Source organism: Brachybacterium atlanticum, from assembly GCF_025669985.1.
Classification (GTDB): domain Bacteria; phylum Actinomycetota; class Actinomycetes; order Actinomycetales; family Dermabacteraceae; genus Brachybacterium; species Brachybacterium conglomeratum.
In genome coordinates, this window is the sequence record NZ_JAKJJW010000017.1 from 34,630 (window position 1) to 55,011 (window position 20,382).

The 20,382-nt window shown below is 72.7% G+C and carries 18 protein-coding genes; 6 read left to right on the top strand and 12 right to left on the bottom strand.

The genetic code is table 11. The features are described from left to right. Positions 1-6: 6 nt before the first annotated feature. Positions 7-1,374, bottom strand: a complete 1,368-nt coding sequence (locus L3K22_RS09925) for an ABC transporter substrate-binding protein (protein ID WP_263311247.1) — start codon at positions 1,372-1,374, stop codon at positions 7-9. Between the two features lie 157 nt (positions 1,375-1,531). Here L3K22_RS09925 and L3K22_RS09930 point away from each other — a divergent pair, with 157 nt between their 5' ends. The 4 genes from L3K22_RS09930 to L3K22_RS09945 all read left to right on the top strand — a co-directional run bounded on the left by L3K22_RS09930 (position 1,532) and on the right by L3K22_RS09945 (position 6,157). Next, on the top strand, positions 1,532-2,299 hold the full coding sequence (locus tag L3K22_RS09930; protein ID WP_263311248.1) for a DeoR/GlpR family DNA-binding transcription regulator: 768 nt from the start codon (positions 1,532-1,534) through the stop codon (positions 2,297-2,299). Next, positions 2,296-3,735 carry a family 4 glycosyl hydrolase gene (locus tag L3K22_RS09935; protein ID WP_263311249.1) on the top strand — a complete coding sequence of 480 codons (1,440 nt, stop codon included), beginning with the start codon at positions 2,296-2,298 and terminating at the stop codon, positions 3,733-3,735. The genes L3K22_RS09930 and L3K22_RS09935 overlap by 4 nt, the downstream gene beginning before the upstream one ends. 220 nt (positions 3,736-3,955) lie before the next feature. Further along, positions 3,956-4,708, top strand: coding sequence for a TSUP family transporter (locus L3K22_RS09940; RefSeq protein ID WP_263311250.1), 753 nt, complete (start codon positions 3,956-3,958; stop codon positions 4,706-4,708). Positions 4,709-5,152: 444 nt separating this feature from the next. Beyond that, positions 5,153-6,157 carry a hypothetical protein gene (locus L3K22_RS09945; RefSeq protein WP_263311251.1) on the top strand — a complete coding sequence of 335 codons (1,005 nt, stop codon included), beginning with the start codon at positions 5,153-5,155 and terminating at the stop codon, positions 6,155-6,157. A gap of 18 nt (positions 6,158-6,175) precedes the next feature. On the opposite strand, the gene L3K22_RS09950 is transcribed toward L3K22_RS09945, so the two are convergent. Continuing rightward, a complete protein-coding gene (locus tag L3K22_RS09950) occupies positions 6,176-6,643 on the bottom strand; it encodes a VOC family protein (RefSeq protein ID WP_263311252.1) in 468 nt (155 codons plus the stop codon). On the opposite strand from L3K22_RS09950, the gene L3K22_RS09955 reads away from it, so the two are divergent. Then, on the top strand, positions 6,642-7,385 hold the full coding sequence (locus L3K22_RS09955; RefSeq protein WP_263311253.1) for an SDR family NAD(P)-dependent oxidoreductase: 744 nt from the start codon (positions 6,642-6,644) through the stop codon (positions 7,383-7,385). The two genes, L3K22_RS09950 and L3K22_RS09955, sit on opposite strands and share 2 nt — an antisense overlap. Beyond that, positions 7,382-9,082: a D-apionate lactonase family protein gene (locus tag L3K22_RS09960; protein ID WP_505661137.1), complete on the top strand. Its 1,701-nt coding sequence runs from the start codon at positions 7,382-7,384 to the stop codon at positions 9,080-9,082. The genes L3K22_RS09955 and L3K22_RS09960 overlap by 4 nt, the downstream gene beginning before the upstream one ends. An 18-nt stretch (positions 9,083-9,100) precedes the next feature. Here L3K22_RS09960 and L3K22_RS09965 read toward each other — a convergent pair whose 3' ends face one another. From L3K22_RS09965 to L3K22_RS10010, 10 genes are all read right to left on the bottom strand, one after another. Continuing rightward, the gene (locus tag L3K22_RS09965; RefSeq protein ID WP_263311255.1) at positions 9,101-10,183 is read right to left on the bottom strand and encodes a LacI family DNA-binding transcriptional regulator; all 1,083 of its coding nucleotides are present in this window, start codon (positions 10,181-10,183) and stop codon (positions 9,101-9,103) included. Positions 10,184-10,313: 130 nt separating this feature from the next. After that, a complete protein-coding gene (locus L3K22_RS09970; protein ID WP_263311256.1) occupies positions 10,314-11,777 on the bottom strand; it encodes a sugar porter family MFS transporter in 1,464 nt (487 codons plus the stop codon). Between the two features lie 413 nt (positions 11,778-12,190). Continuing rightward, entirely contained in the window at positions 12,191-12,922 is a 732-nt protein-coding gene (locus L3K22_RS09975; RefSeq protein WP_263311280.1) for a GntR family transcriptional regulator, read from the bottom strand. A 231-nt stretch (positions 12,923-13,153) separates the two neighbouring features. Further along, positions 13,154-14,227 carry a Gfo/Idh/MocA family protein gene (locus tag L3K22_RS09980; protein ID WP_263311257.1) on the bottom strand — a complete coding sequence of 358 codons (1,074 nt, stop codon included), beginning with the start codon at positions 14,225-14,227 and terminating at the stop codon, positions 13,154-13,156. Further along, the gene (gene iolB, locus L3K22_RS09985; RefSeq protein WP_263311258.1) at positions 14,224-15,117 is read right to left on the bottom strand and encodes a 5-deoxy-glucuronate isomerase; all 894 of its coding nucleotides are present in this window, start codon (positions 15,115-15,117) and stop codon (positions 14,224-14,226) included. The genes L3K22_RS09980 and iolB overlap by 4 nt, the downstream gene beginning before the upstream one ends. Before the next feature lie 37 nt (positions 15,118-15,154). Then, entirely contained in the window at positions 15,155-16,090 is a 936-nt protein-coding gene (locus L3K22_RS09990; RefSeq protein ID WP_263311259.1) for a Cgl0159 family (beta/alpha)8-fold protein, read from the bottom strand. Then, the gene (gene iolC / locus L3K22_RS09995) at positions 16,087-17,124 is read right to left on the bottom strand and encodes a 5-dehydro-2-deoxygluconokinase (RefSeq protein WP_263311260.1); all 1,038 of its coding nucleotides are present in this window, start codon (positions 17,122-17,124) and stop codon (positions 16,087-16,089) included. Before iolC ends, L3K22_RS09990 begins: the two co-directional genes overlap by 4 nt. A gap of 197 nt (positions 17,125-17,321) precedes the next feature. Continuing rightward, positions 17,322-17,711, bottom strand: coding sequence for a tautomerase family protein (locus L3K22_RS10000; RefSeq protein ID WP_263311261.1), 390 nt, complete (start codon positions 17,709-17,711; stop codon positions 17,322-17,324). Positions 17,712-17,860: 149 nt separating this feature from the next. After that, positions 17,861-18,865, bottom strand: coding sequence for a sugar phosphate isomerase/epimerase family protein (locus tag L3K22_RS10005; RefSeq protein ID WP_263311262.1), 1,005 nt, complete (start codon positions 18,863-18,865; stop codon positions 17,861-17,863). Between the two features lie 30 nt (positions 18,866-18,895). Continuing rightward, positions 18,896-20,089: a Gfo/Idh/MocA family protein gene (locus L3K22_RS10010; RefSeq protein WP_263311263.1), complete on the bottom strand. Its 1,194-nt coding sequence runs from the start codon at positions 20,087-20,089 to the stop codon at positions 18,896-18,898. Positions 20,090-20,382: the final 293 nt, after the last annotated feature.

Here is a 20,382-nt window from a genome sequence, read left to right on the forward strand (position 1 = left end):
ATGTGGTCAGGACCCCTCGGTGAACGCGGTGTAGTCCTCCTGCAGCGCGTCGGCGGCGGCCGCGGGCTCGGTCTGCCCGCCGATCACCTCCTGCAGGGCGGCCCCGGCGGTGTCGGCGAAGGACGGGGTGGCGTAGTCGAGATAGGGCAGCAGGGTGCCGTCGGTGGAGACCGCGTCGAAGGCCTCGTAGACGTCCTTGTTCACCCCGGACTCGGGGGCGAGCTCGGCGGTGCGGTTCACGGGCATGCCGCCGTTGTCGGCGATGAGCTGCATCGCCTCGTCGCTGGTGAGGAAGTCGATGTACGCGGCGGCGACGTCCTTGTTCTCGGCGGCGGCGGGGATCGAGAAGGGGATGCCGGTGCCGCCGGTGGTGGCGACCGCGCCGTCGGCCCCGGGCGGCGGGGCCATGAAGCGCAGGTCCTCGCCCATCACGGCCTCCATGTCGGGGGCGAGCCAGGAGCCGCCGATGAGGAGCACGCCGGTGCCCTTGGTGTACAGCGGCCAGGCGTCGTCGTAGGCGAGGCCGTTGGGGGCCTCGCCCATCGCGCCGGAGGTGCCCCATTCGGCGAGCTGGGTGAGGGCGGCGACGTTCTGCTCGCTGGTCCAGTCGGCGCCGGCGTTGCCCATGCCGAGGGTGACGATCTCCTCGGCGGGCACGAAGTTGGCCTGCAGCGGGCCGAAGACGTGCAGGGCCGGCCACTGGTCGAGGTTGCCGAGCACGATCGGCTGCTCCCCGGCCTCCTTCGCGGCGTCGACCAGGGCGAAGAGCTCGTCCCAGGTGGTGGGGGCCTCGAGGCCGAGCTCGTCGAGCTTCGTCTGTGAGTAGTAGATGCCGCAGATCTCGCCGGTCTGGGCGAGGCCGTAGAGGGCGCCCTCGCCGAAGGTGACCCCGTCGGCCGAGTAGCGCATCTTCGCCAGCACGCTGTCGCTGAAGCGGTCCTCCCAGCCGTAGGCCTCGGCGTAGCCGGTGAGGTCGGTGAGCAGCTGGTCGGCGACGTAGGCGCCCATGTCGCCGCGGGCGTTGTTGACCTGGAGCACGTCGGGCACGTCGTTGCCGGACAGGGCCAGGCCCGTCTGCTGCTGGAGGTCGTCGAAGGACTGGCTCTGCCGGTCCACGGTGACGTTGGGGTACTTCTCCTGGAACGCGGTGATCAGGGCTTCGATCGCGTCGTTCTGCGCGCCGCGGACCTCCTGGTCCCAGACCGTGAGGGTCACGTCCCCGAGGGAGGCGATGTCGGTCTCGACCTCGCCGGCCGCCGGGCCGCCGCCGTCGGAGGCGTCCCCGCCGCCGCCGTCCGAGCCGGGGGCGCAGGCCGCGAGGAGCCCCAGGCCGCCGAGCGCTGCGCTGGTCCCGAGGAAATGACGTCGTCGCATGGTGTCCTCCTGAAGGGTCGGCGGTGCCGCTCCGTCGCGTCCGCCCGTGCGAGCACCCGGGTGTGGTGCACGGCACCATGATGGCATGATCTGCGCGGGACTGCACGTTCCTGTTCGAAGCTGCGTGAAGTTGCGTGCTCGGTGCTACGGTATCGCCATGCTGAGCGAGGAGCGCCACCGGGCGATCGTGTCGGCGATCCGTCGCGGCGGTGCGGCGACCGTCGCCGCTCTCAGCGCTGACCTGAAGGTCTCCGAGGCGACGATCCGTCGGGACCTCGACGCGCTCGCCGAGCAGGGCCTGGTCCGACGGGTCCGCGGCGGCGCCACCGATCCGCGCGGCTCGGTGCGCCCCGAGGCCGATCCGCGCTCCTTCGCGGACGTCGCCGCCTCCGCCCCCGCCGCGAAGCAGTCGATCGCGGCGCTCGCCTGCACCCAGATCCGCGACGGCGAGGTGATCGCGCTGGACATCGGCACCACCGTCGCCGCGATGTGCCCGCTGCTGGCCGAGCGCTCCCTCACCGTGGTCACCGCCTCCCTCGCCGTGGTGCGGGCGCTCGCGAGCGCCCCCGCGATCGACATCGTCGTGCTCGGCGGGCTGCTGCGCCCCAACTACGACTCCCTCGTCGGCACCCTCACCGAATCGGCGCTGCGCCAGCTGCGCGTGGACCGCGCCTTCCTCGGCACCGCCGGGGTGCGGGCCGACGGCGCGGTGCTCGACTCCACCCCCAGCGAGGTCCCCGTCAAGCGGGGCCTGCTCGAGGTCGCGACCTGCTCCTACCTGCTGGCCGACCACGAGAAGTTCCCCGGCTCCGGCTTCCTCGAGGTCACCCGCCTGCCGCGCTTCACCGCCCTGCTCACCGACCGCCCCCTGCCCATCGAGATCGACCTCCCCGAGGGGGAGGCCGTGGAGGTCCTGCTGCCATGAAGCTCACCATCCTGGGAGGCGGAGGGTTCCGCGTCCCCCTCGTCCACGAGGCGGTCGCCACCGCCGCCACCGGCCTCACCGTCGACGAGATCGCGCTGCACGACGTCGACCCGGAGCGTCTGGCGACCATCAGCGCCGTCATCGAGGAGCAGGGCGCGCGCCTGGCCGCCGAGGGACGAGCCGTCGCCCTCCCCCGCCTGCTCGCCACCACCGACCTGCGCGAGGCCGTGACCGGCGCGGACTTCGTGTTCAGCGCCGTGCGCGTGGGCGGGGCGGAGGCCCGCACGATCGACGAGCGGGTCGCGCTCGGCCTCGGCCTGCTGGGCCAGGAGACGATCGGCCCGGGCGGACTCGCCTATGCGCTGCGCACGATCCCCGTGGCCCTCGAGATCGCGCGGACCATCGCCGAGCTCGCGCCGACGGCGTGGACCATCAACTTCACCAATCCCGCCGGGATCGTCACCGAGGCGATGCGCTCCGTGCTCGGCGACCGCGTCGTCGGCATCTGCGACACCCCGATCGGGCTGGTGCGTCGCGTCGGCCGGCTGCTGGGCGCGGACCTCGTCGCCGGCGAGCGCGGCGCGGAGGTCGACTACGTGGGCCTGAACCACCTCGGCTGGCTGCGCTCGGTGCGGCTGGAGGGGACCGAGCGCCTCCCCGGGCTGCTCGCCGACGACGCGGCGCTCGAGGAGATCGAGGAGGCGCGGCTGATCGGCGAGGACTGGGTGCGGGCCGATGGCGCGCTGCCCAACGAGTACCTCTTCTACTACCTGCACACCGACGACGCGATCGAGCGGATCACCGGCGCCGCGACCACGCGAGGGGAGTTCCTCGCCAAGCAGCAGGGCGACTTCTACCTCGCCGCCGCAGAGGCCGACGGGCGGAGGCCGGAGGCGCGCGCCGCCGAGGCCTGCTGCACCTCCCCGCTGGACCTCTGGCGCGAGACGCTCCACGAGCGGGAGGCGACCTACATGGCCGAGTCCCGCGACGAGGAGCGTCGCGAGGAGGACGTCGCCGGCGGCGGCTACCAGGAGGTCGCCATGCGGCTGATGACCGCTCTCGCCACCGGCCGTCCCGAGCGGATGATCCTGGACGTCGGCAACATCGCCGCCGGCCGCGAGGACGCTCCCGCGAGCGAGCGGATCGTGCCCGAGCTGCCTGCGGACTGCGTGCTCGAGGTGCTGTGCGAGGTCGACGGCGAGGGGGTGCATCCCCTGCCGATCGCGCCGGTGGAGCTGGGGAGGCTCGGGATGATGTCGACCCTCCGCGCCGCCGAGCGGAAGATCCTCGAGGCCGCGACGACCGGCTCCCGCGAGGCGGCCTGGCAGGGCTTCGCCACGCATCCGCTGGTCAGCTCGCCCGAGCTCGGCCGGAGGCTGCTCGAGGGGTACGAGGCCGGACACCCGCAGATCGCGGCGCTGTTCGGGCGGGGCTGAGCAAGGCCTGCCCCTCCTCCTGAACCTACCGCCCGTCCATCGCACGTGCCAGGAATGACAGCTCGTCGCACCGGCCACGGGTCGCGCCTGCACAAAGGGGACTCCAGCGGCACGCCGCGGAGCTCAGCTCCAGCGCGTGCCGCTGGGGTCCCCTTTCTGCTGCCCCCCTCGCACCGCGGGCTGCTGACCGCCCGACCGGCCTGCTCGATACGGTGGCGACGTGTCCCTCACCCTGTCCCTGAGCCTGATCGCCCTGGTGCTGGTCTGCGCGATCATCCAGCGTGTGGCCGGGATGGGGCTCGGCATCGTCTTCGCGCCCTATGCGGTGGTGCTGATCGGTGCGCACGAGGGGATCATGCTCGCGAACCTGCTCGGCGGGCTCGTGCCGGTGGTGATGCTGCCGCGGATCTGGTCGCAGATCGAGTGGGGCAAGGTGCTGCGGCTGGGACTGCCGGCGATCGCGGTGATGCCCTTCGCCGCCTGGCTGTCCTCCATCTCCCCGCCCGCGCCGCTGTACCTGGTGGTCTCCACGCTGGTGCTGCTGAGCCTGGTGATCTCGGTGCTCCTCGCCCGCGTGCACACCACCGTCGACGGCGTCCCGGTGCAGATCGGCACCGGGGTCGGGATCGGTCTGGGCACGGTGCTCGGCGGGGTCGGCGGACCGGCCGCGACCGTGTACGCGGTCCTCTCGCGGTGGCCGGCCCTGCCGATGGTCGCCACGCTGCAGCCGCTGTGGATCCTGGTCTCGTTCGTGTCCTTCGGCAGCAAGCTGGCCTGGGACGACGGTCAGCTGCCGGAGATGCCCGTCTGGGTGTGGGCGGCGATGCTGGGCTCCCTCGTCCTCGCGGTCGGTCTCGGCGAGGCGCTGCAGAGGAAGCTCGGGGAGCTCGGCATCCACCGGCTCGTGATCGTGCTGGGCTTCATCGGCGCAGCGCTGTCGCTGTGGACCGGGCTGCGGCTGCTGCTGGGCTGAGCACTACGACGCGGCCCCGCCCAGGGGCCGCGGCGAGCGCACCGCCAACAGGATCCGGTCCGGCGGCCCCGGCGCCGACCCGTCGGCCTCCTTCGCCGATGCATCCCGGACCGGGCCGACCTGGTCGTCACCGAGCGGCGTGGACCAAGACCTGCAGCGGCTGGGTCACACCCGGATCGACCGGCCGATGATCCCCTTCGATCCGGAGATCCCTGCCCCCGCTGCGGCGGACCTGCGGACCTGCGGCGGCGCCTGACGCCCCGGCACGACGAGGTCAGGGCGAGGGCGCCTCGACGAGCGGGACCTGGCCACCCGCGGAGCGCCGTCGGCGGAGCGCTTCCGCTCCCAGGCGCGATCCAGGGACATCCCGGCCGGCGCGGAGGCGGCGCCGTCACTCTCGTCCCCTGCCCGGAGCCCCGGGCGCGTCCCACCGGAAGGACCCTCATGAGCACGTTCCGCCGCCTGATCGGCACCGCCCAGAAGGCCCTGGACCAGCAGGGCTCGGGCCGCTCCCGCACGGGAGGGGGCTCGGACTGGCGCTCCCTCGTGCGCGGCGCCGCCGGTGCCCTCACCGGGGACGACTCCTCGCAGCGCTCCGCGCACGGCTCCTCGTCGCGCTGGGACGACAGCCCCCGCCGTGATCAGCGGGACGGGAGCTCCTCGCGGCGGGCGGGCGTGGGCATCCCGACGACGTCCATGCCGTCGGTGGCCGGGGACAGTTCGCCGCACGCCGGCGCGAGCGGGCCCGCCGGCCGGAGCGGAGGGGGCGGCGCCGCGGCGGCGGAGCTCTCCGCGGAGGATCGTCGGGCGATCGCCCGCTACGACTACCTGGTGCGCACCGCGGAGCCGGACCAGCTCGAGCGCGTGCACCGCGAGGCGTTCGAGCGCCTCACCCCGGCCCAGCGGGAGCAGCTGAGCTCGTCGATGCGCAGCGAGCTGCCCGAGGGCGAGCGGCCGCGCTCCGATGCCCCTCAGGACCTGGCCCGCTCCGCGACCCGTCTCGGGGTGCTGGATCCGCGGCGGCTCACGCGGCTGCTGAGTCGTTCCGGCGGCAGCGCCGGGAGCGGCCGTTCCGGCGCGATCGGGAAGGCCGCGCTCGGCGCCGGAGCCGTCGGCCTCGGAGCGGCGGGCGCAGCGGCGGGCGGTCTGCTCGCCGTGGTCGCGGGCGGCGCGGTGCTCAGTTCCGTCGGCGGCTCGCTGCTCGAGGCCGCGATCGGCGACGGGATCGACGTCGACGCCCTCGCCCCCGACCTCTCCGACCAGCTCGCGGGCTTCACCGAGGGGTTCGAGGGGATGGACGCCGAAGGGCTGGGCGATCTCGCCGGCGTCGAGAACCTGGACGGGGCGGCCGACGGGCTCGGCGGCGGCATCACCGATCTCGGCGAGCAGCTCACCGGCTTCGGCGACCAACTCTCCGACCTGGGGATCGGCGACCTGTTCGGCCGCTGAGCGCCACGGATCAGCGCCTCACTTCGCCTCGGGGTCGGGCTGGTGGATGCCGAAGACGTTGTTCTCGGTGTCGTGGAAGTAGCCCTGCCAGGCCATGCCGGGCAGCGCGTACTTCGGCAGCGCGACCGTGCCGCCCGCGGCGGTGATCCGCTCGGCGACCTCGTCGAAGTCGGCGACGCCCATGGTCAGGGTGGCGCCCATGACCGGGCCGCCCACCTCGGCGTTCTCCCCGCCCGGGCGTCCGAGGATCGCGCCGTCGATGCCGGGGCCGGTGCCGGTGGTGACGCCGAAGTACGGCATGCCCGCGAAGCCGGACCAGTCCTCGGTCGTCCATCCGAACACGCTCGTGTAGAACTCGACGGCGCGCTGCGGATCGGCGGCCTGGATCTCGAAGTGGACGGGGCGGCCCTTCGACCAGTCCTGGCCCTGCGCGGTGTCGCCGTCGGTGCTGCCTGCGGTGCCGCCCTGTGCGGAGTTCTCGGTCATGACGGATCCTCTCCGGTGCGGTCCCGCGCCGGTGCGGGGGCTCGGGGGAAGCGTACGACCGCGGGCCGACGGGCGGGAGGGGTCTGGAGGTCGATGCGGTGGCGAGCGCACTCCGCTCCCCACGACGCCGCAGCCCCTGCGCCTCCACCGCCCCCTCGCCATCGACATCTCCTCGGAGCCCGCGGTCGAGGCCGGATTCGCCGAGCTCGCGGAGGCTGGCTGGAGTCCGGACGTGGTGGTCGCGAACGCCGGCGTGCAGCTGTTCGGTCAGGACGCGAAGATCGCCGACCTCGACCTCGCCGTCTGGCAGCGGACCGTGGACGTGAACCTCACCGGCACCATGCTCACCGTGAAGCACGCAGTCCGCTCGATGCTCACCACCGGCGGCGGCTCGATCATCCTCACCGGCTCCCCGACGGGACTGACCGGGGAGGGCAACGACTTCACCTCCTACGCGACCACGAAGGCCGGGATCCACGGACTCGCCCGCACCGTCGCCGCCGCCTATGCGGCGGACGGGATCCGCGTGAACGCCGTGGTCCCCGGCTACACCGAGACCCCGCTGGTCACGACGATCTCCGACGACCCGGCCGAGCGCGCCGCGATCGTCGGCCGGATCCCGATGGGCCGCCCCGGCACGCCGGCCGACGTCGAGGGGATCATGGTGTTCCTCGCGAGCGACGACGCCGCCTTCGCCACCGGCGCGCTGTTCCGGGTCGACGGCGGCATGACCTCGCTGTGAGCGCCGCCGACGGCGCTCCCGCCCCCGCCGCGTCAGCCGCTGGACGCTCCGCGGAGGGCGCCTCCTCCGCGGTCGCGTCCCCTACGAGGAGGCCTTGGACGTCCGGCCGTTGGTCGCTCGAGGTGCGCGGCGACGAGCTGGCGGACATCCGCTGCGACGGCCGCGTGGTGCTGCGTGCCGTGCGCGCGGTCGCCCGCGACGACGACTGGGCGACCGCCTGGCCGAGCTCGGTGGACGTCACGGCCGACGGCGACCGCCTCGTCGTCGATCTCGACCTCGAGGCGGTCACCGACTCCTCGACGAACCGCATCGGGCTCGTGGTGCTCCACCCGCCGCAGCTCGCGGGCACGCCCCTGCAGGTCGCGCACCCGGACGGGAGCATCTACGAGCTCACCTTCCCCGTGCAGGTCAGCCCGCACCAGCCGGCGAAGGACATCGCCGGCCTCGCCTGGGAGGCCGGCGGCCTCCCGCTGCGCCTGGACCTCGACGGCGACGTGTTCGAGATGGAGGACCAGCGCAACTGGACCGACGCCTCGTACAAGACGTACTCCCGACCGCTCGACCTGCCGTTCCCGTACACGGTGGCCGCCGGGGATCGTGTGCGGCAGCAGCTCGTGCTGACCACGGGTGCCCCGACGCCCACGAGCGGTGATGAGGCGGCGGGCGCGGCCCCCGCGCAAGCTGCCGACCGGTCGACGGAGGCGTCGGACGGGCGTCCCGTCCTCGCCGATCGCACCGTGCCCGGAGACCGGGCCAGCACCGGTCCCGAGGCCGAGGAGCTGACCTGGCGGCGCGGCGGCGCGGTGCCCGTGATCGGCACCGGCCATCTGGACCTCGAGCTCGCCGATCCGGATTGGCCGCAGCGCCTCGACGCTGCGCTCACCGCCCGCGATGAGCTCGCGCTCTGGGTCGTCGCCCCCTCCCCCGCCGATCCGGCCGTGCTCGCCGAGCTCGGGAGCCGCCTGACCGCGGCGGTGCGCGACGGCACCTCTTTCCGCTTCCTCGGCATCGCCGATGCGGTCCGGCACGCCACCACCCCGGAGCTCGCCGCGGCGCTGCGGAAGATCGCCCCGGAGGGCGTCCCCCTGGTCGCCGGGGCCCGCTCGCACTTCACGGAGCTGAACCGCGAGTGGGAGACCGTGCTCGCCGCCGAGCCGGAGGCGCTCGCCTTCGCGACCACGCCGCTTTTCCACACCCTGGAGTCCGAGCAGCTGATCGAGGCGGTCGCCATGCAGCGCCTGCTCGCCGAGCAGCTCACGACGCGCGTCCCCGAGCAGCCCGTGCACGTCGGCCCGATCACCTTGCGCCCGCGCTTCGCGAACGTCGCGACCCGCCCGCAGCCGGTGCCCGCACCGGCCCCGCCTGCCGATCCCCGCGCCGGCACCGCGCTGCACGAGGCGTGGACGGTCGCAAGCGCGGCGGCCCTCGCGGTCCCAGGGGTCGTCTCGCTGACCTACGAGCAGCTGCCCGAACCGCTTGCGGCGCTCGGCCGCAGCGCGCCCGGCGCGCCGCATCACGACCGCGCGGACGCCCTGGTCACCGGCTATTCCGTCGACGACCTGATCTGGGCGATCGGTGACGGCGACGCTCTCCTGCTCGCGAACCTCTCGGCCCTTCCGCGCCGGGTGCGGCTGACCGGGCGCTCGGCTCCGCTCGACCTCGACCCGGTCTCCTGGAGCGCCGTCCCCGTCCTGTGACCGATCGCGTCGGCCGGCTCAGCCGCGCACGGGTGCCGGCCCGGTGCTCGAGCGCACCACGAGCTCGACCGGGACTCGCGGGTGCTCCGGGGGGCGGCGGGGATCGGCGATGCGGCGGTCCGCGGCCTTGATCGCGAGCCTCGCCATCTCCAGGGGGTCGGGGCGCAGCGTGGTGAGGTCGAGGAATGGCAGGCGCGCGACCGCGCTGTCGTCGAAGCCGACCACGGAGACGTCCCCCGGTATGTCGAGCCCGGCTCGCAGCAGGGTCTCGGCGAGGCCGAAGGCGCAGCGGTCGTTCGCGCACAGCACTGCGGTGGGGCGCTGCGGCTCGGCGAGCAGCGCGCTCGCGGCCGCATGCCCGCCGATCTCGTCGAGGGGGCTTTCGAGGGAGCGGATCCGGTCGCCGAGCCCCGCCGCCGTCATCGCGGTCTCGTAGCCGGCGCGACGCTCGGCGGGGTTCGGGCCGTCGGCGGGGCCGACGAAGACGATGTCCTCGTGGCCGAGTTCGACCAGGTGCCGCACGGCCGCGCTGACCCCGGTCGTGTTCTCGACCCGCACCTCGTCCAGCACCTCGGCATCCTCGCCCTCGGCCGCGCCGGGACCGGCAAGGAGTACGACCGGCACGGTGGTGGGGAGGTCCGAGATGGTGCCGGCCCCGTCGTCGGCGGCGGTGGCGATGAACGCCTCGATCCGCTGCCCGAGCAGCTCGTCCATCGCGGTGCGCTGGGTGCGGCCGGGGCCGATGTGGCTCAGTGCGAGCCGGTAGCCGCGCTCCGCCGCCGCGGCGTAGAGGGCGTCGACCAGCTCGACCTCGAAGGGCTGGCGCATCGTGAACATCAGCCCGATCATCCGGCTGCGGCGTCGGCGGAGCATGCGGGCGGAGTCGTCGGGGTGGTAGCCGATCTCGCGGGCCGCGGCGAGGACCCGTCGGCGGGACTCCTCCGAGGCGCCGGGCGCCCCGCGCAGCACGATCGAGACCAGCGGACGGGACATGCCCACCCGATCGGCGACGTCCTGCATCGTCGGGCGCCGCGCAGGACGGACCGGAGCCGACGCACCCTCGGGGCTGTCGCGTCCGTCCGGGGTGCTGGTGCTCGTCACCCGGGCATTGTCCCATGGGGGTCGCGCCCGACGAGGCGTCGGTGGGAGAGCCGGGGCCGGCGACGGAGAGCCGCCGACGGCCCCGTGCACCGGGACCGTCGGCGGCCGCTCGTGGACTGCTGCCCGCCTGTCAGGACGTGGTCTGCGGCAGGTAGATCTCGCCGGTGGTGACGTCCTCCTCGAGCTGCTCGAGGGTGCGTCCGCGCGTCTCGGGCACCCACTTCATCACGAAGCCGAAGGCGATGACGTTCAGGACCGCGAAGGCGAAGAAAGATCCCGACAGCCCCAGGACCTCGATGATCTTCGGGAAGAACAGTCCCAGGAAGGAGTTCGTCATCCACAGCACGAACACGGAGACGCCCATGCCGAAGGCCCGCATCCGCTGGGGGAAGATCTCCGAGAGCGTCACCCAGGTGGCGACGTTCAGGCACAGCTGCATTGCGCCGACGAAGAGGGTGATCAGGGCCAGCAGCACGAAGGGCTTCAGAAGGCTGTCGGGGTTCTCGGGGATCGTGACCGCGGCGAGGCCGATGAGCAGGTGGAAGAGGGCCACCAGGCCGTAGCCCCACAGGAAGGTCTTGCGCCGGCTGAAGCGGTCCATCATCTGCAGGGCGACGATCGCCGCGAGCACGGAGATCGCGGCCGGGGCGATATTGGCGATCAGGGCGCCGCCGTGGGTGAAGCCGGACTCGTGCAGCACCTTCTCGCCGTAGTAGAGGATCGAGTTGATGCCGGTGGTCTGCTGGAAGAACGCGAGTCCGCAGCCGATCAGCACGATCTTCACGAGGTTCTTGTTCGAGAAGATCTCGGCCAGGCTCATGGTGCTGCGGCGGGCCTCGGCCTCCTGGCTGCAGGAGATGTCGGCGAGCTCGGGGACGGCCCGCCCCTCGGGGCGCAGGGTCTCCAGGATCGTGAGCGCCTGGTCCGCACGGCCCTTGGCGATCAGCCAGCGGGGCGACTCCGGCAGACGCGCCATGCCCAGGAGCAGCAGCACCGCCGGGATGCCGGCGAACACGAACATCACGCGCCAGATGCCGACGAACTGCTCGCCCCACAGGTTGCCGATGATCGCGTTGACGACGATGGCGGCGAGCTGACCCGTCACGATCATCATCTCGTTGCGCCCCGCGAGGGAGCCGCGGATCTCGTAGGGGGCGAGCTCGGCGAGGTAGACGGGCACCACCACGGAGGCGGTGCCCACGGCGAGCCCGAGCACGATGCGGCCGACGACCACCGCGCCGAGGCCCGGCGCGCTGACCACGATCACGACGCCGACCAGGAACATCAGCGCCATCGCGAGGATGGTGCGCTTGCGGCCGATGGCGTCGGAGACGCGGCCGCCGGTGAGAGCGCCGACGGCCGCGGCGAACAGCAGCGAGCTGACGGCGATGCCGAGCCCCAGGGCGTCCAGGCCGAGGTCCTCCGACATGAAGCCGCCGGCGCCGTTGATGACGCTGGTGTCGTAGCCGAACAGCAGCCCGCCGAGGGTGGCGACGAGTGCGACCTTGCCCAGTCGGCTGCGGTAGGGCCCCGGGGTGAGGGGCGGGAGGTGAGCAGGGCCGGCAGGTGCCGGCGTGAGAGATCCGTGCGACATCGTGACTCCTTCGTCCGTGATGGCATCGGCGACCCAGACCACGATGTGCATATCCCAGGGTCGCGATGTCCGCACAAACTACCACGTGCTACTAGCACGTGGTAGTGCTTCGCAGGGGTAACTTGTAATGGGCGTACTACCTGGCGTTATGCCGTCGTAGGCGAATTGGTGGCCGAGCGCATGGGGGGCATGCGCCTCGAGTCGACAGCATCTTCGACTGTCCGCACGTCCGCACATGGGGCTTCCGTCGCGCTCCCCCACCCCGCGCCCGCGCACAAACGAGAAATGCGCCGTTCTGAACCACTTTCGCGCCCGAAGTGGTTCGGAACGGCGCATTCCTGGCCCAGCCGGCGGCGGTGGCGGGGCGGCGGCGGCGGTCGGTGCCGGTAGCCGCCGCCGCCCGGTGGCCGTGCTCAGGAATCGACCAGCGTGACCTCGAAGGAGTACCGCGAGGCGCGGTAGACGTGGTACCCGAACTCGACCACGCTGCCGTCGTTCGCGAAGGACTTGCGTTCCATGGTCAGCAGCGGCGCGCCGATCTCCTCCTCGAGCAGCTCGGCGTGCTCCTCGTCGGCGATGGTCGCGCCGATCCGCTCATGGGCGAGGACGGTGGTGATGCCGCGCTCGCGCAGGCAGGCGTACAGGCCGGAGGCGGCGAGCGCCTCGCGCGAGGGCGCGATCCGCTCGGGGATCGTGTTGCGCATGACGGCGAGGGGCTCCCCGTCGGCGTAGCGGACGCGGATCAGGTCCAGCACCTGCTCGCCCGGGGAGAGCTGCAGACGGTCCAGCGCCTCCGGGGAGGGCCGGCCGATGCGGTACTCGATGATCTCGGTGCGCGGGGCCTTGCCGGCGGTGCGCAGGTCGTCGTACAGCGAGGTCAGCGCGACCTGCCGGTTCACCGGCGCCTGCACCACCTGGGTGCCGACGCCGCGCTTGCGCACCAGCATCCCCTTGTCCACGAGCTCCTGGATGCCCTGGCGCACCGTGGGCCGCGACAGCTTCAGCCGCTTGGAGAGTGCCAGCTCGTTCTCGAGGCGGCTGCCCGGGGGCAGCACGCCGGAGCGGATCGCGTCCTCGATGCCGCCGGCGAGCTGCAGGTACAGCGGGGTGCTGGTATCGCGCTCGATCGTGAGGTCCAGGGTGATCGCGCCGTTCTCCGGCGCGCCGCTGCCCGCCGCGCCGTTCCCCGGCGCCGCGTGCTCCGTCGTGCTCCCGATGGCGTCGCTCGTGCTCTCGCTGTCCACGTCTGTCTCCTCGTCCTCCGGGTCTCCCCAGCGAGTTCCGGGTCCTCCCCCGCCGCGGCGCGGGCCCGCCCCGCAGGATACGGGGCGGGCCGAGCCGTGGTGCCGGGGGCGGGGCTCCTCGACCGCGCCGCCTCAGGCGGGGCGCTCCTGCAGGGTCACGTCCACGGCGCCCTCGGCCGTGAGCGACCGCTCCGCCGCCTCGCACACCGCGGCTGCGGCATAGCCGTCCCAGGCGGTCGCCGAGCGGGGCGCGATGTTGCTGCCGTCGGCCACTGCGGCGACCCACGCCTGCACCTCCGCGTCGTAGGCGGCGATGAAGCGGGGGCGGAAGTCCAGCGGCACCTGCCCGCCCCAGCGGGAGCCGGCCTGCTGGGTGGTGACCATCCCGGACTCCTGGCCCACGGTCGCCGCGCCCTTCGAGCCGACGAGCTCGGTGCGGACCTCGTAGCCGGCGTCGGTGCTGACCCACAGCTCGTCGGTGACCACGGTGCCGGAGGCGGTGCGGAACAGGAACAGCAGCGGGTCGTGCAGCCCCTCGGGCGCCTTCTCGGTGCTGCGCGGCATGACGGTCTGCACCGAGACCACCGGCTCCTCGAGGAAGAAGGAGATCGCGTCGATCTCGTGCACGGCCGAGTCGTAGACCATGTGGGTGTCGGTGAAGCCGGGCAGCACCGAGGCGTTGCGGTGCTTGCAGTTCAGCAGCATCGGCGTGCCGAGCTCGCCCGCCTCGAGGGCGTCCTTCAGCTCGCCGTAGCCGACGTCGAAGCGGCGCATGAAGCCGAGGGAGACCAGCGCAGTGCCGGCCTCGGCCTCGGCGCGGACCACGTCGTAGGCGTCGGAGGGGTTCATCGCCAGCGGCTTCTCGCAGAGCACCGGCTTGCCCGCCTCGATGCAGGCCAGGACCTGCTCGCGGTGGAACTCGCCGGGGCTGGCGATGAGCACGGCGTCGACGTCCTCGGCCGCGACGACCTCCTGCCACGTGTCGACGACGCGGGAGCCGGGTGCGGCGTGGGAGACCTTCTCGGCGGTCTCGCGCAGGTAGTCGCTGAGCACGCTGACGCGCGCACCCTTGATGCGGCGCGTGATGCGCTCGACGTGGTCGGCGCCCATGCGACCCACGCCGATCACGCCGACGCGGACGTCCTGCGGGGGTGCGGTCTGCGGCGCCGCGTTCTGCTGCACCGGGGCTGCATGCTCTGCGGTCATCGGGCCTCTCCTTCGAGTCGCGGGTCGATCCCGGCGTCGGCCCAGGTGTCGCGCACCCAGCCCTGCTCGGGATGGTCGGTGATGTTCCAGGCCCGCTCCGCCTCGGGGCCGGCCATGACGTTGAGGTAGTACATGTCGTGGCCGGGCGCGGCGGCGCAGGGGCCGTGCCAGCCGTGCGGGACCAGGACCGTGTCGCCGCTGCGCACCTCGGTGAGCACGTCGATCGGCGTGTCCTCGCCGCTGGAGGTGGTCTGGTGGAAGCCGAAGCCGGGACCGGCGGGGCCGTCCTGGATCTCGTAGTAGTAGATCTCCTCGAGCTCCGACTCCAGGTGCTCGCCGTCGTGGACCGTCTCGTCGTGCTTGTGCGCGGGGTAGCTGGACCAGTTCCCGCCGGGGGTGATGACCTCGCAGGCGATGAGGGAGTCCATCTGGTCGAAGGCGCCGACGGTGCCGAAGTTGCGCACCTTGCGGGTCATGTTCCCGCCGCCGCGGATCTCGACGGGCACGTCCTCGGCGCGGATCAGCGCGACGGGGTGGGCGCCGGTGGCGACGGCGGTGGCGAGCGCGAAGCGGCCGCCCTGCTCGGAGGAGATCGTCAGCTGGGAGCCGACGGGGACGTAGAGCACGTCGGTCGCGGAGGCGAAGACGTCCTCGCGGCCGCGCAGTCGGTGGGTCTCGCCGGCCACGGTGACGTCGCACGCCCCGTTCAGCGGCACGACCATCGCCTCGACGCCGCCCGCGGTGACCAGCTCGCTGCCGCCCGCGGCGAGGGCGAGGACGCGCAGGCCGGTGTGGACCCAGCCCTCGCGCGCGCCGGGATCGATGATCGTCTCGTAGTTGCCGCGGCCGGTGGACCCGGCCGGCAGGTGGAGCTGCTCGGTGTCGCTCATGGATGCTCTCCTGTTCTCGATGCTGGGGGCGGGGTCGTCAGGACGCGCTCGCGGAGCGGATCATGTCGACCGACGCGGAGACCGCCGCGGTGACGTCGTCCCCCGCCGGGTACAGCAGGGTCCGGCCGACGACGAGGCCGCGCACGTTCGGGCGGGCCAGCGCCCTCCCCCACGAGGCGCGGATCGTCTCGGGATCGTCGTCCACCGGGTCTCCGCCGAGGATCAGGGTGGGCATGGTGGTGGCGTCCATGACCCGCTCCATGTCCTCGACCGCCGGGAGCTTCAGCCAGGTGTAGGCGCTGGTGGCGCCGAGGCCCTGGGCGATGTGGATGGACTTGATGACCGCCTCCGGGGAGAGGTCGTTGACGACCTTCGTGCCCGGCCCGCCGGGGCGGGAGGACATGAACGGCTCGACCATCGCGATCAGCTCGTGGCGGGCGAGGTCGGTGACCGCGTTCGCGCTCGCCTCGAGGATGAAGGAGGTGCGGTCGTCGTCGAGGTCGATGCGGATGAGCATCTTCCCGCCGTCGAAGCCGGCCTGCTTGATCGAGGCGGCGTCGTAGGCGGTGAAGCGGTCCTCGATCTCCCAGGACCCGCCCTGCAGGCCGCCGCGGTTCATCGAGGCGAACACGACCTTGTCCTCGAGCGCACCCATGACCAGCAGGTCCTCGAGGATGTCGGCGGTGCCGAGCACCCCGTCCACACCGGGCACGGCCAGCGCCTCGCGCATGCGGTCCAGCAGCTCGGTGCGGGAGGCCATGGCCTGGTCGCGGGAGCCGACGCCGAGGGCGCCGCGGGCCGGGTGGTCGGCGGCGATGATCATCATCGTGCCGTCGGTGTCGGCGACGGTGCGGCGCTTCCGCGCGGCGGCGAGGCGGGCGAAGCGGCCCGGGTCCTCGATCCGCACGCGCGTGACCTCGTCGTAGGTCGAGACGAAGCCGTCGGCTCCGACGACGGTGGGGCTGGTGGTCATCGCTGCTCCGCCCCGACGGCGCCGCGACCCCGCAGGGCCCCGAGCATCTCGTCGACCGTCTGCCCCTTGTTGGGATCGCCGCCCGCGATGAGCAGGTCGATCTCCTCGGTGGTGGGCATGGCGGTGGAGCACTCGAGGCGGGAGGTCACGATGGCGCCGGCCGCGTTGCAGCGGGTCAGCGTCTCCTCGAGGGACTGGCCGGTGAGCAGGCCGTGGCAGAGCGAACCGCCGAAGCTGTCGCCGGCGCCGAGGCCGTTGATCACCTGGATCATGTTCGGGGCGACGACCACACGCTCGTCGGCGGTCTTCCCGAGCACGCCCTTGGGGCCCTGCTTGACGATCGCGACCTTCACGCCGGCCTCGAGCAGCGCGTCGGCCGCGCGCTCGGGCTCGGTCTCGCCGACGGCGACCTCGCACTCCTCCTTGTTGCCGACGGCGACCGTCGTAAACTCCAGCGCCTCGCGGTACTGCTCCCGGGCCTCCTCGATCGAGGACCAGAACATGGGCCGGTAGTCGAGGTCGAAGACGGTGTGCCCGGCGTTCGGGCCCCCGTCGCGGCCGCGGACCTCGAGCGCCGCGTGGTGGGCGGAGCGGCTGGGCTCCTCGGACAGGCCGGTGCCGGAGAACCAGAACAGCGGGACCTCGCGGATCGCGTCGAGGTCGAGGTGCTCGGGCGCGACCTGCAGGTCGGGGGCGCTGGGCTTGCGATAGAAGTACAGCGGGAAGTCGTCCGGCGGGAAGATCTCGCACAGCGTGATCGGGGTGTTCAGCTCGTCGTTCTTCACGACGTAGCGGCCGGAGACGCCCAGGCGCTCCATCTCCTTGACCACGTAGCGACCGAAGGGATCATCGCCCACGCCCGTGATCACGGCGGGCGTGTGCCCGAGCCGCGCCGCCGCGACGGCGACGTTGGTGGGGCTGCCGCCGAGGAACTTGCCGAAGCTGTGGATGTCCTCGAGACCCTTCTCGATCTCCAAGGGGTAGATGTCCACGCCGCTGCGGCCGAACGTGATGATGTCGAGATCAGATGCCATGGCTCTCCATGCCTCCCTGCGTCAGAACCTGGTGCGGTGTCGCGGGCAGCTCTGCCCCACGACCCTCCGGTCACCACCCATGATCACATGGGGAACCGTCTTTGTCCATACAAATATAGGGAATTGTCGGGCGGCCGACGGCCCGCCACTCGATCTCCCGAGACCGGGGCGGGTGCCCGGCTGCCGGGCGGTCGGGCTCAGAGCTCGCCGGTGAGGAACTGCGCGCGGCCCCTGCCGAAGGACCAGTCCTCGTGGCCGTTCTCCACGACGGAGACGATCAGGTCGTCCTCGCGCACGAGACCTGCGGCGGCGAGGCGCTCCGACAGCGCCGCGTAGATCGCCTTCTTCTGCTCCTCGCCGCGGCCCTGCTGGGTGATGTGGATGATCACCACGCCGTCGCTGCGCTCGAGGCCGAGACCGGTGTCCTCGGCGATGATCGAGCCGACGGGCAGGGTCTCGAGGATCTGGTAGCGGTCCCCGGGCGGGGCGGCGAACAGCTCGAGCATGACGTCCTGGACGAGGTCGGCCATCTGCCGGGACTCTTCGGGGGTGCGGACATCCTGCTGGGTGATGCGGACGAGCGGCATGAGGTGCTCCTTCTGTGGGGATGGGACTGCGGAGGGATCAGAGCGGAAGGGGCGGACCGAAGCGGTCTCGGCGGCCCATCCCATGAGAAGTGCGGGAATCAGGCCCGATAACGACACTTCTCATGGGATCGTCGGGGCCGCCGCCGGGGTCAGACCCCGGCGGCCTCGGCGGCGGCGAGCAGGGTGCGGGCGCCGCGCTCGAGGCCCTCGACCTTGCCGAAGGCCGCGTCCTCGTGCTCGATGTTGACGCCCAGGTCCGGGTTCACCGCCGCGAGCGCCGTGAGGAACCGGGTCCAGTAGTCCACGTCGTGCCCCTCGCCGAGGGCCACGAAGCGCCAGGCCGGGTCCTCGGGCCAGGTGCTGCAGTAGTGGCCGATGCCGGTGGGGGTGCGCTGGGCGGGATCCTCGGGCACCGGGTCGAAGGCGGTGTCGAGCACGCCGCGCACGGCCGCGCCCGGCAGCACCGCGGTGTCCTTGGCGTGCACGTGGGTGATGTGCGCGCCGAGCCGCTCGATGCAGTCGATCGGCTCCATCTGCTGCCAGAACAGGTGCGAGGGATCGAGGTTCACACCGATGTTCGTCGGCTCCACGCGGTCGAGGAACTGCTCGAAGGTGAGCGGGGAGAAGACGAGGTTGCGCGGGTGCATCTCGAAGGCGAGCTGCACGTCGCGCTCCCGGGCGAGGGCGTCGATCTCCTTCCAGAAGGGCACCGCGACGGACCACTGGTGCTCCAGGATCTCCAGATCGATGCCGTTCCAGGGGTTCACGATCCAGGCCGGGTAGCGGGCGCCGGGATCGGTGCCGGGCGTGCCGGACATCGCGACCACGTCGCGCACGCCGAGGCTGCCGGCGAGCTCGATGGTGCGGCGCAGGTCGTGGGCGTGCGGGAGGCCCTCGGTGGGCAGCGGGGAGAGCGGGTTGCCGGAGACGGTCAGGCCCGTCAGCTCCATGCCCTTGTCGGCGAAGAGGGCGCGCAGCTCGCCGCGCTCCTTCTCGCTGGCCAGCAGCGCGTCGACGTGGGCGTGCGGGGAGGGGATGAAGCCTCCGGTGTTGAGCTCGGCGCCCGTCAGGCCCGCCGCGGCGAGCACGTCGAGGGCCTCGGAGAGGGAGCGGTCCTGCAGGCAGGCGGTGTAGGCGCCGTAGGTGAAGGCCATGTCGGGTCCTTTCGGGGGTCGTGGACGGGATCAGTCGATCTGGATGGCCGCGCCGCCGCGCTCGGCGGACTCGGCGACCGCGCCGAGGATCCGCATCTGGCGGTAGCCGTCGGAGAAGCTCGCGCAGCGCGGCAGGGCGCCGTCCTCGATGCCCGCGACCTGCTGGAGGAAGGCGTGGGCCTGGTAGGTGAACTGCTCGATCTGGTTCAGGCCCACGCCGCCGAAGGCCATGGAGGAGCCGTTCTTGAAGTAGGGGAAGTCGGGGTTGACCAGCACCTGGCGGAGGCCGCCGAGGCCCGCGGGCGAGGAGGCGTCGGCCAGCTGGATCTCGCCGGTGCGGTCCAGGGACCAGGTGGCGGAGCCGCCGGTGCCGAGCACGGCGAGGTTCTTGAAGTTCGGCAGGCCGTGGGCGACGCGGGAGACGGAGAAGGTGCCGGCCGCGCCGGAGGCGAAGCGGGCGGTGAAGGTCGCGACGTCGTCGTTCTCCACCTCCTCCTTCGGGGCGTCGGCCGACGCGGTCACGCCGCGGCCGCCCGCGACGGCGCCGGTCACCACGGGGCGCTCGGCGATGGTGCGGACCAGCTGCGCACCGGAGACCTCGACGACCGGGCCCATGATCAGCTCGGCGGAGTCCACCAGGTGCGAGCCGACGTCGCCGAGGGCGCCGGAGCCCATCGGGCCCTTGTAGCGCCAGGCCATCGGCGCGTTCGGGTCGGCGCCGTAGTCGCACCAGTAGCGGGCGTCGAGGTGGGCGACCTCGCCGAGCGCACCCTCCTGCGCGAGCTTGGCGAGCATGGCGATGCCGGCGTTGCGGCGGAAGGTGTAGCCGGTGGCGAGGACCAGGTCGGGGTGCTTCGCCTCGAGCTCGGCCATGGCCTTCGCGTCCTCGAGGGTGCCGGCCAGGGGCTTCTCGCAGAGCACGTGCTTGCCGGCGGCGGCCATCGCCTCGGCGATCTCGCGGTGCAGGGCGTTGCCCACCACGATCGAGACGATGTCGATGGAGTCGTCGCCTGCGACCTCGCGCCAGTCGCCGACGGCCTTCTCGTAGCCGTAGCGCTTCGCGGCGTCCTCGGCGAAGGGCAGGTGGGCGTCGGCGATGGTCGCCAGGCGCACAGGCGGGAGGCCGAGGTCGTAGACGGTGCCGGCCTGGCGCCAGGCGTTGGCGTGGGTCTTGCCGGCCATGCCGGCTCCGATCACGGCGACGGACAGTGGCTTCGTGCTCATGGGCATGGTCCTCTCGGAAGGTGGAGTCGTGCAGGAGGGTCGACGGGTCGGGGCCGAGCGGGGTCGGGCGGGGTCGGGCGGGGTCGGGCGGGGTCGGGCGGGGTCGGGCGGGGTCGGGTCGGATGGTCAGGAGCTCGGCTCCTCACCGAGTGCTGCATCTGGACCGCCACGGGGCCGCCATAGCGGTCCAGATGCAGCACTCGGTGTGATCGGCGCGGGGTCGACGCTGGGTCGGGGCGAGTGGCGCAGGCCGGGGTGCGGGGCGGGTGGCGCAGGGCGGGGGCGCGGGGCCG

Bases quoted from the DNA above. Each gene is read 5' to 3' on its own strand.
- L3K22_RS09925 (WP_263311247.1), bottom strand. From the start codon at position 1,374: ATGCGACGACGTCATTTCCTCGGGACCAGCGCAGCGCTCGGCGGCCTG.
- L3K22_RS09930 (WP_263311248.1), top strand. From the start codon at position 1,532: ATGCTGAGCGAGGAGCGCCACCGGGCGATCGTGTCGGCGATCCGTCGC.
- L3K22_RS09935 (WP_263311249.1), top strand. From the start codon at position 2,296: ATGAAGCTCACCATCCTGGGAGGCGGAGGGTTCCGCGTCCCCCTCGTC.
- L3K22_RS09945 (WP_263311251.1), top strand. From the start codon at position 5,153: ATGAGCACGTTCCGCCGCCTGATCGGCACCGCCCAGAAGGCCCTGGAC.
- L3K22_RS09955 (WP_263311253.1), top strand. From the start codon at position 6,642: ATGACGGATCCTCTCCGGTGCGGTCCCGCGCCGGTGCGGGGGCTCGGG.
- L3K22_RS09950 (WP_263311252.1), bottom strand. From the start codon at position 6,643: ATGACCGAGAACTCCGCACAGGGCGGCACCGCAGGCAGCACCGACGGC.
- L3K22_RS09970 (WP_263311256.1), bottom strand. From the start codon at position 11,777: ATGTCGCACGGATCTCTCACGCCGGCACCTGCCGGCCCTGCTCACCTC.
- L3K22_RS09980 (WP_263311257.1), bottom strand. From the start codon at position 14,227: ATGACCGCAGAGCATGCAGCCCCGGTGCAGCAGAACGCGGCGCCGCAG.
- iolB (WP_263311258.1), bottom strand. From the start codon at position 15,117: ATGAGCGACACCGAGCAGCTCCACCTGCCGGCCGGGTCCACCGGCCGC.
- L3K22_RS09990 (WP_263311259.1), bottom strand. From the start codon at position 16,090: ATGACCACCAGCCCCACCGTCGTCGGAGCCGACGGCTTCGTCTCGACC.
- iolC (WP_263311260.1), bottom strand. From the start codon at position 17,124: ATGGCATCTGATCTCGACATCATCACGTTCGGCCGCAGCGGCGTGGAC.
- L3K22_RS10000 (WP_263311261.1), bottom strand. From the start codon at position 17,711: ATGCCGCTCGTCCGCATCACCCAGCAGGATGTCCGCACCCCCGAAGAG.
- L3K22_RS10005 (WP_263311262.1), bottom strand. From the start codon at position 18,865: ATGGCCTTCACCTACGGCGCCTACACCGCCTGCCTGCAGGACCGCTCC.
- L3K22_RS10010 (WP_263311263.1), bottom strand. From the start codon at position 20,089: ATGAGCACGAAGCCACTGTCCGTCGCCGTGATCGGAGCCGGCATGGCC.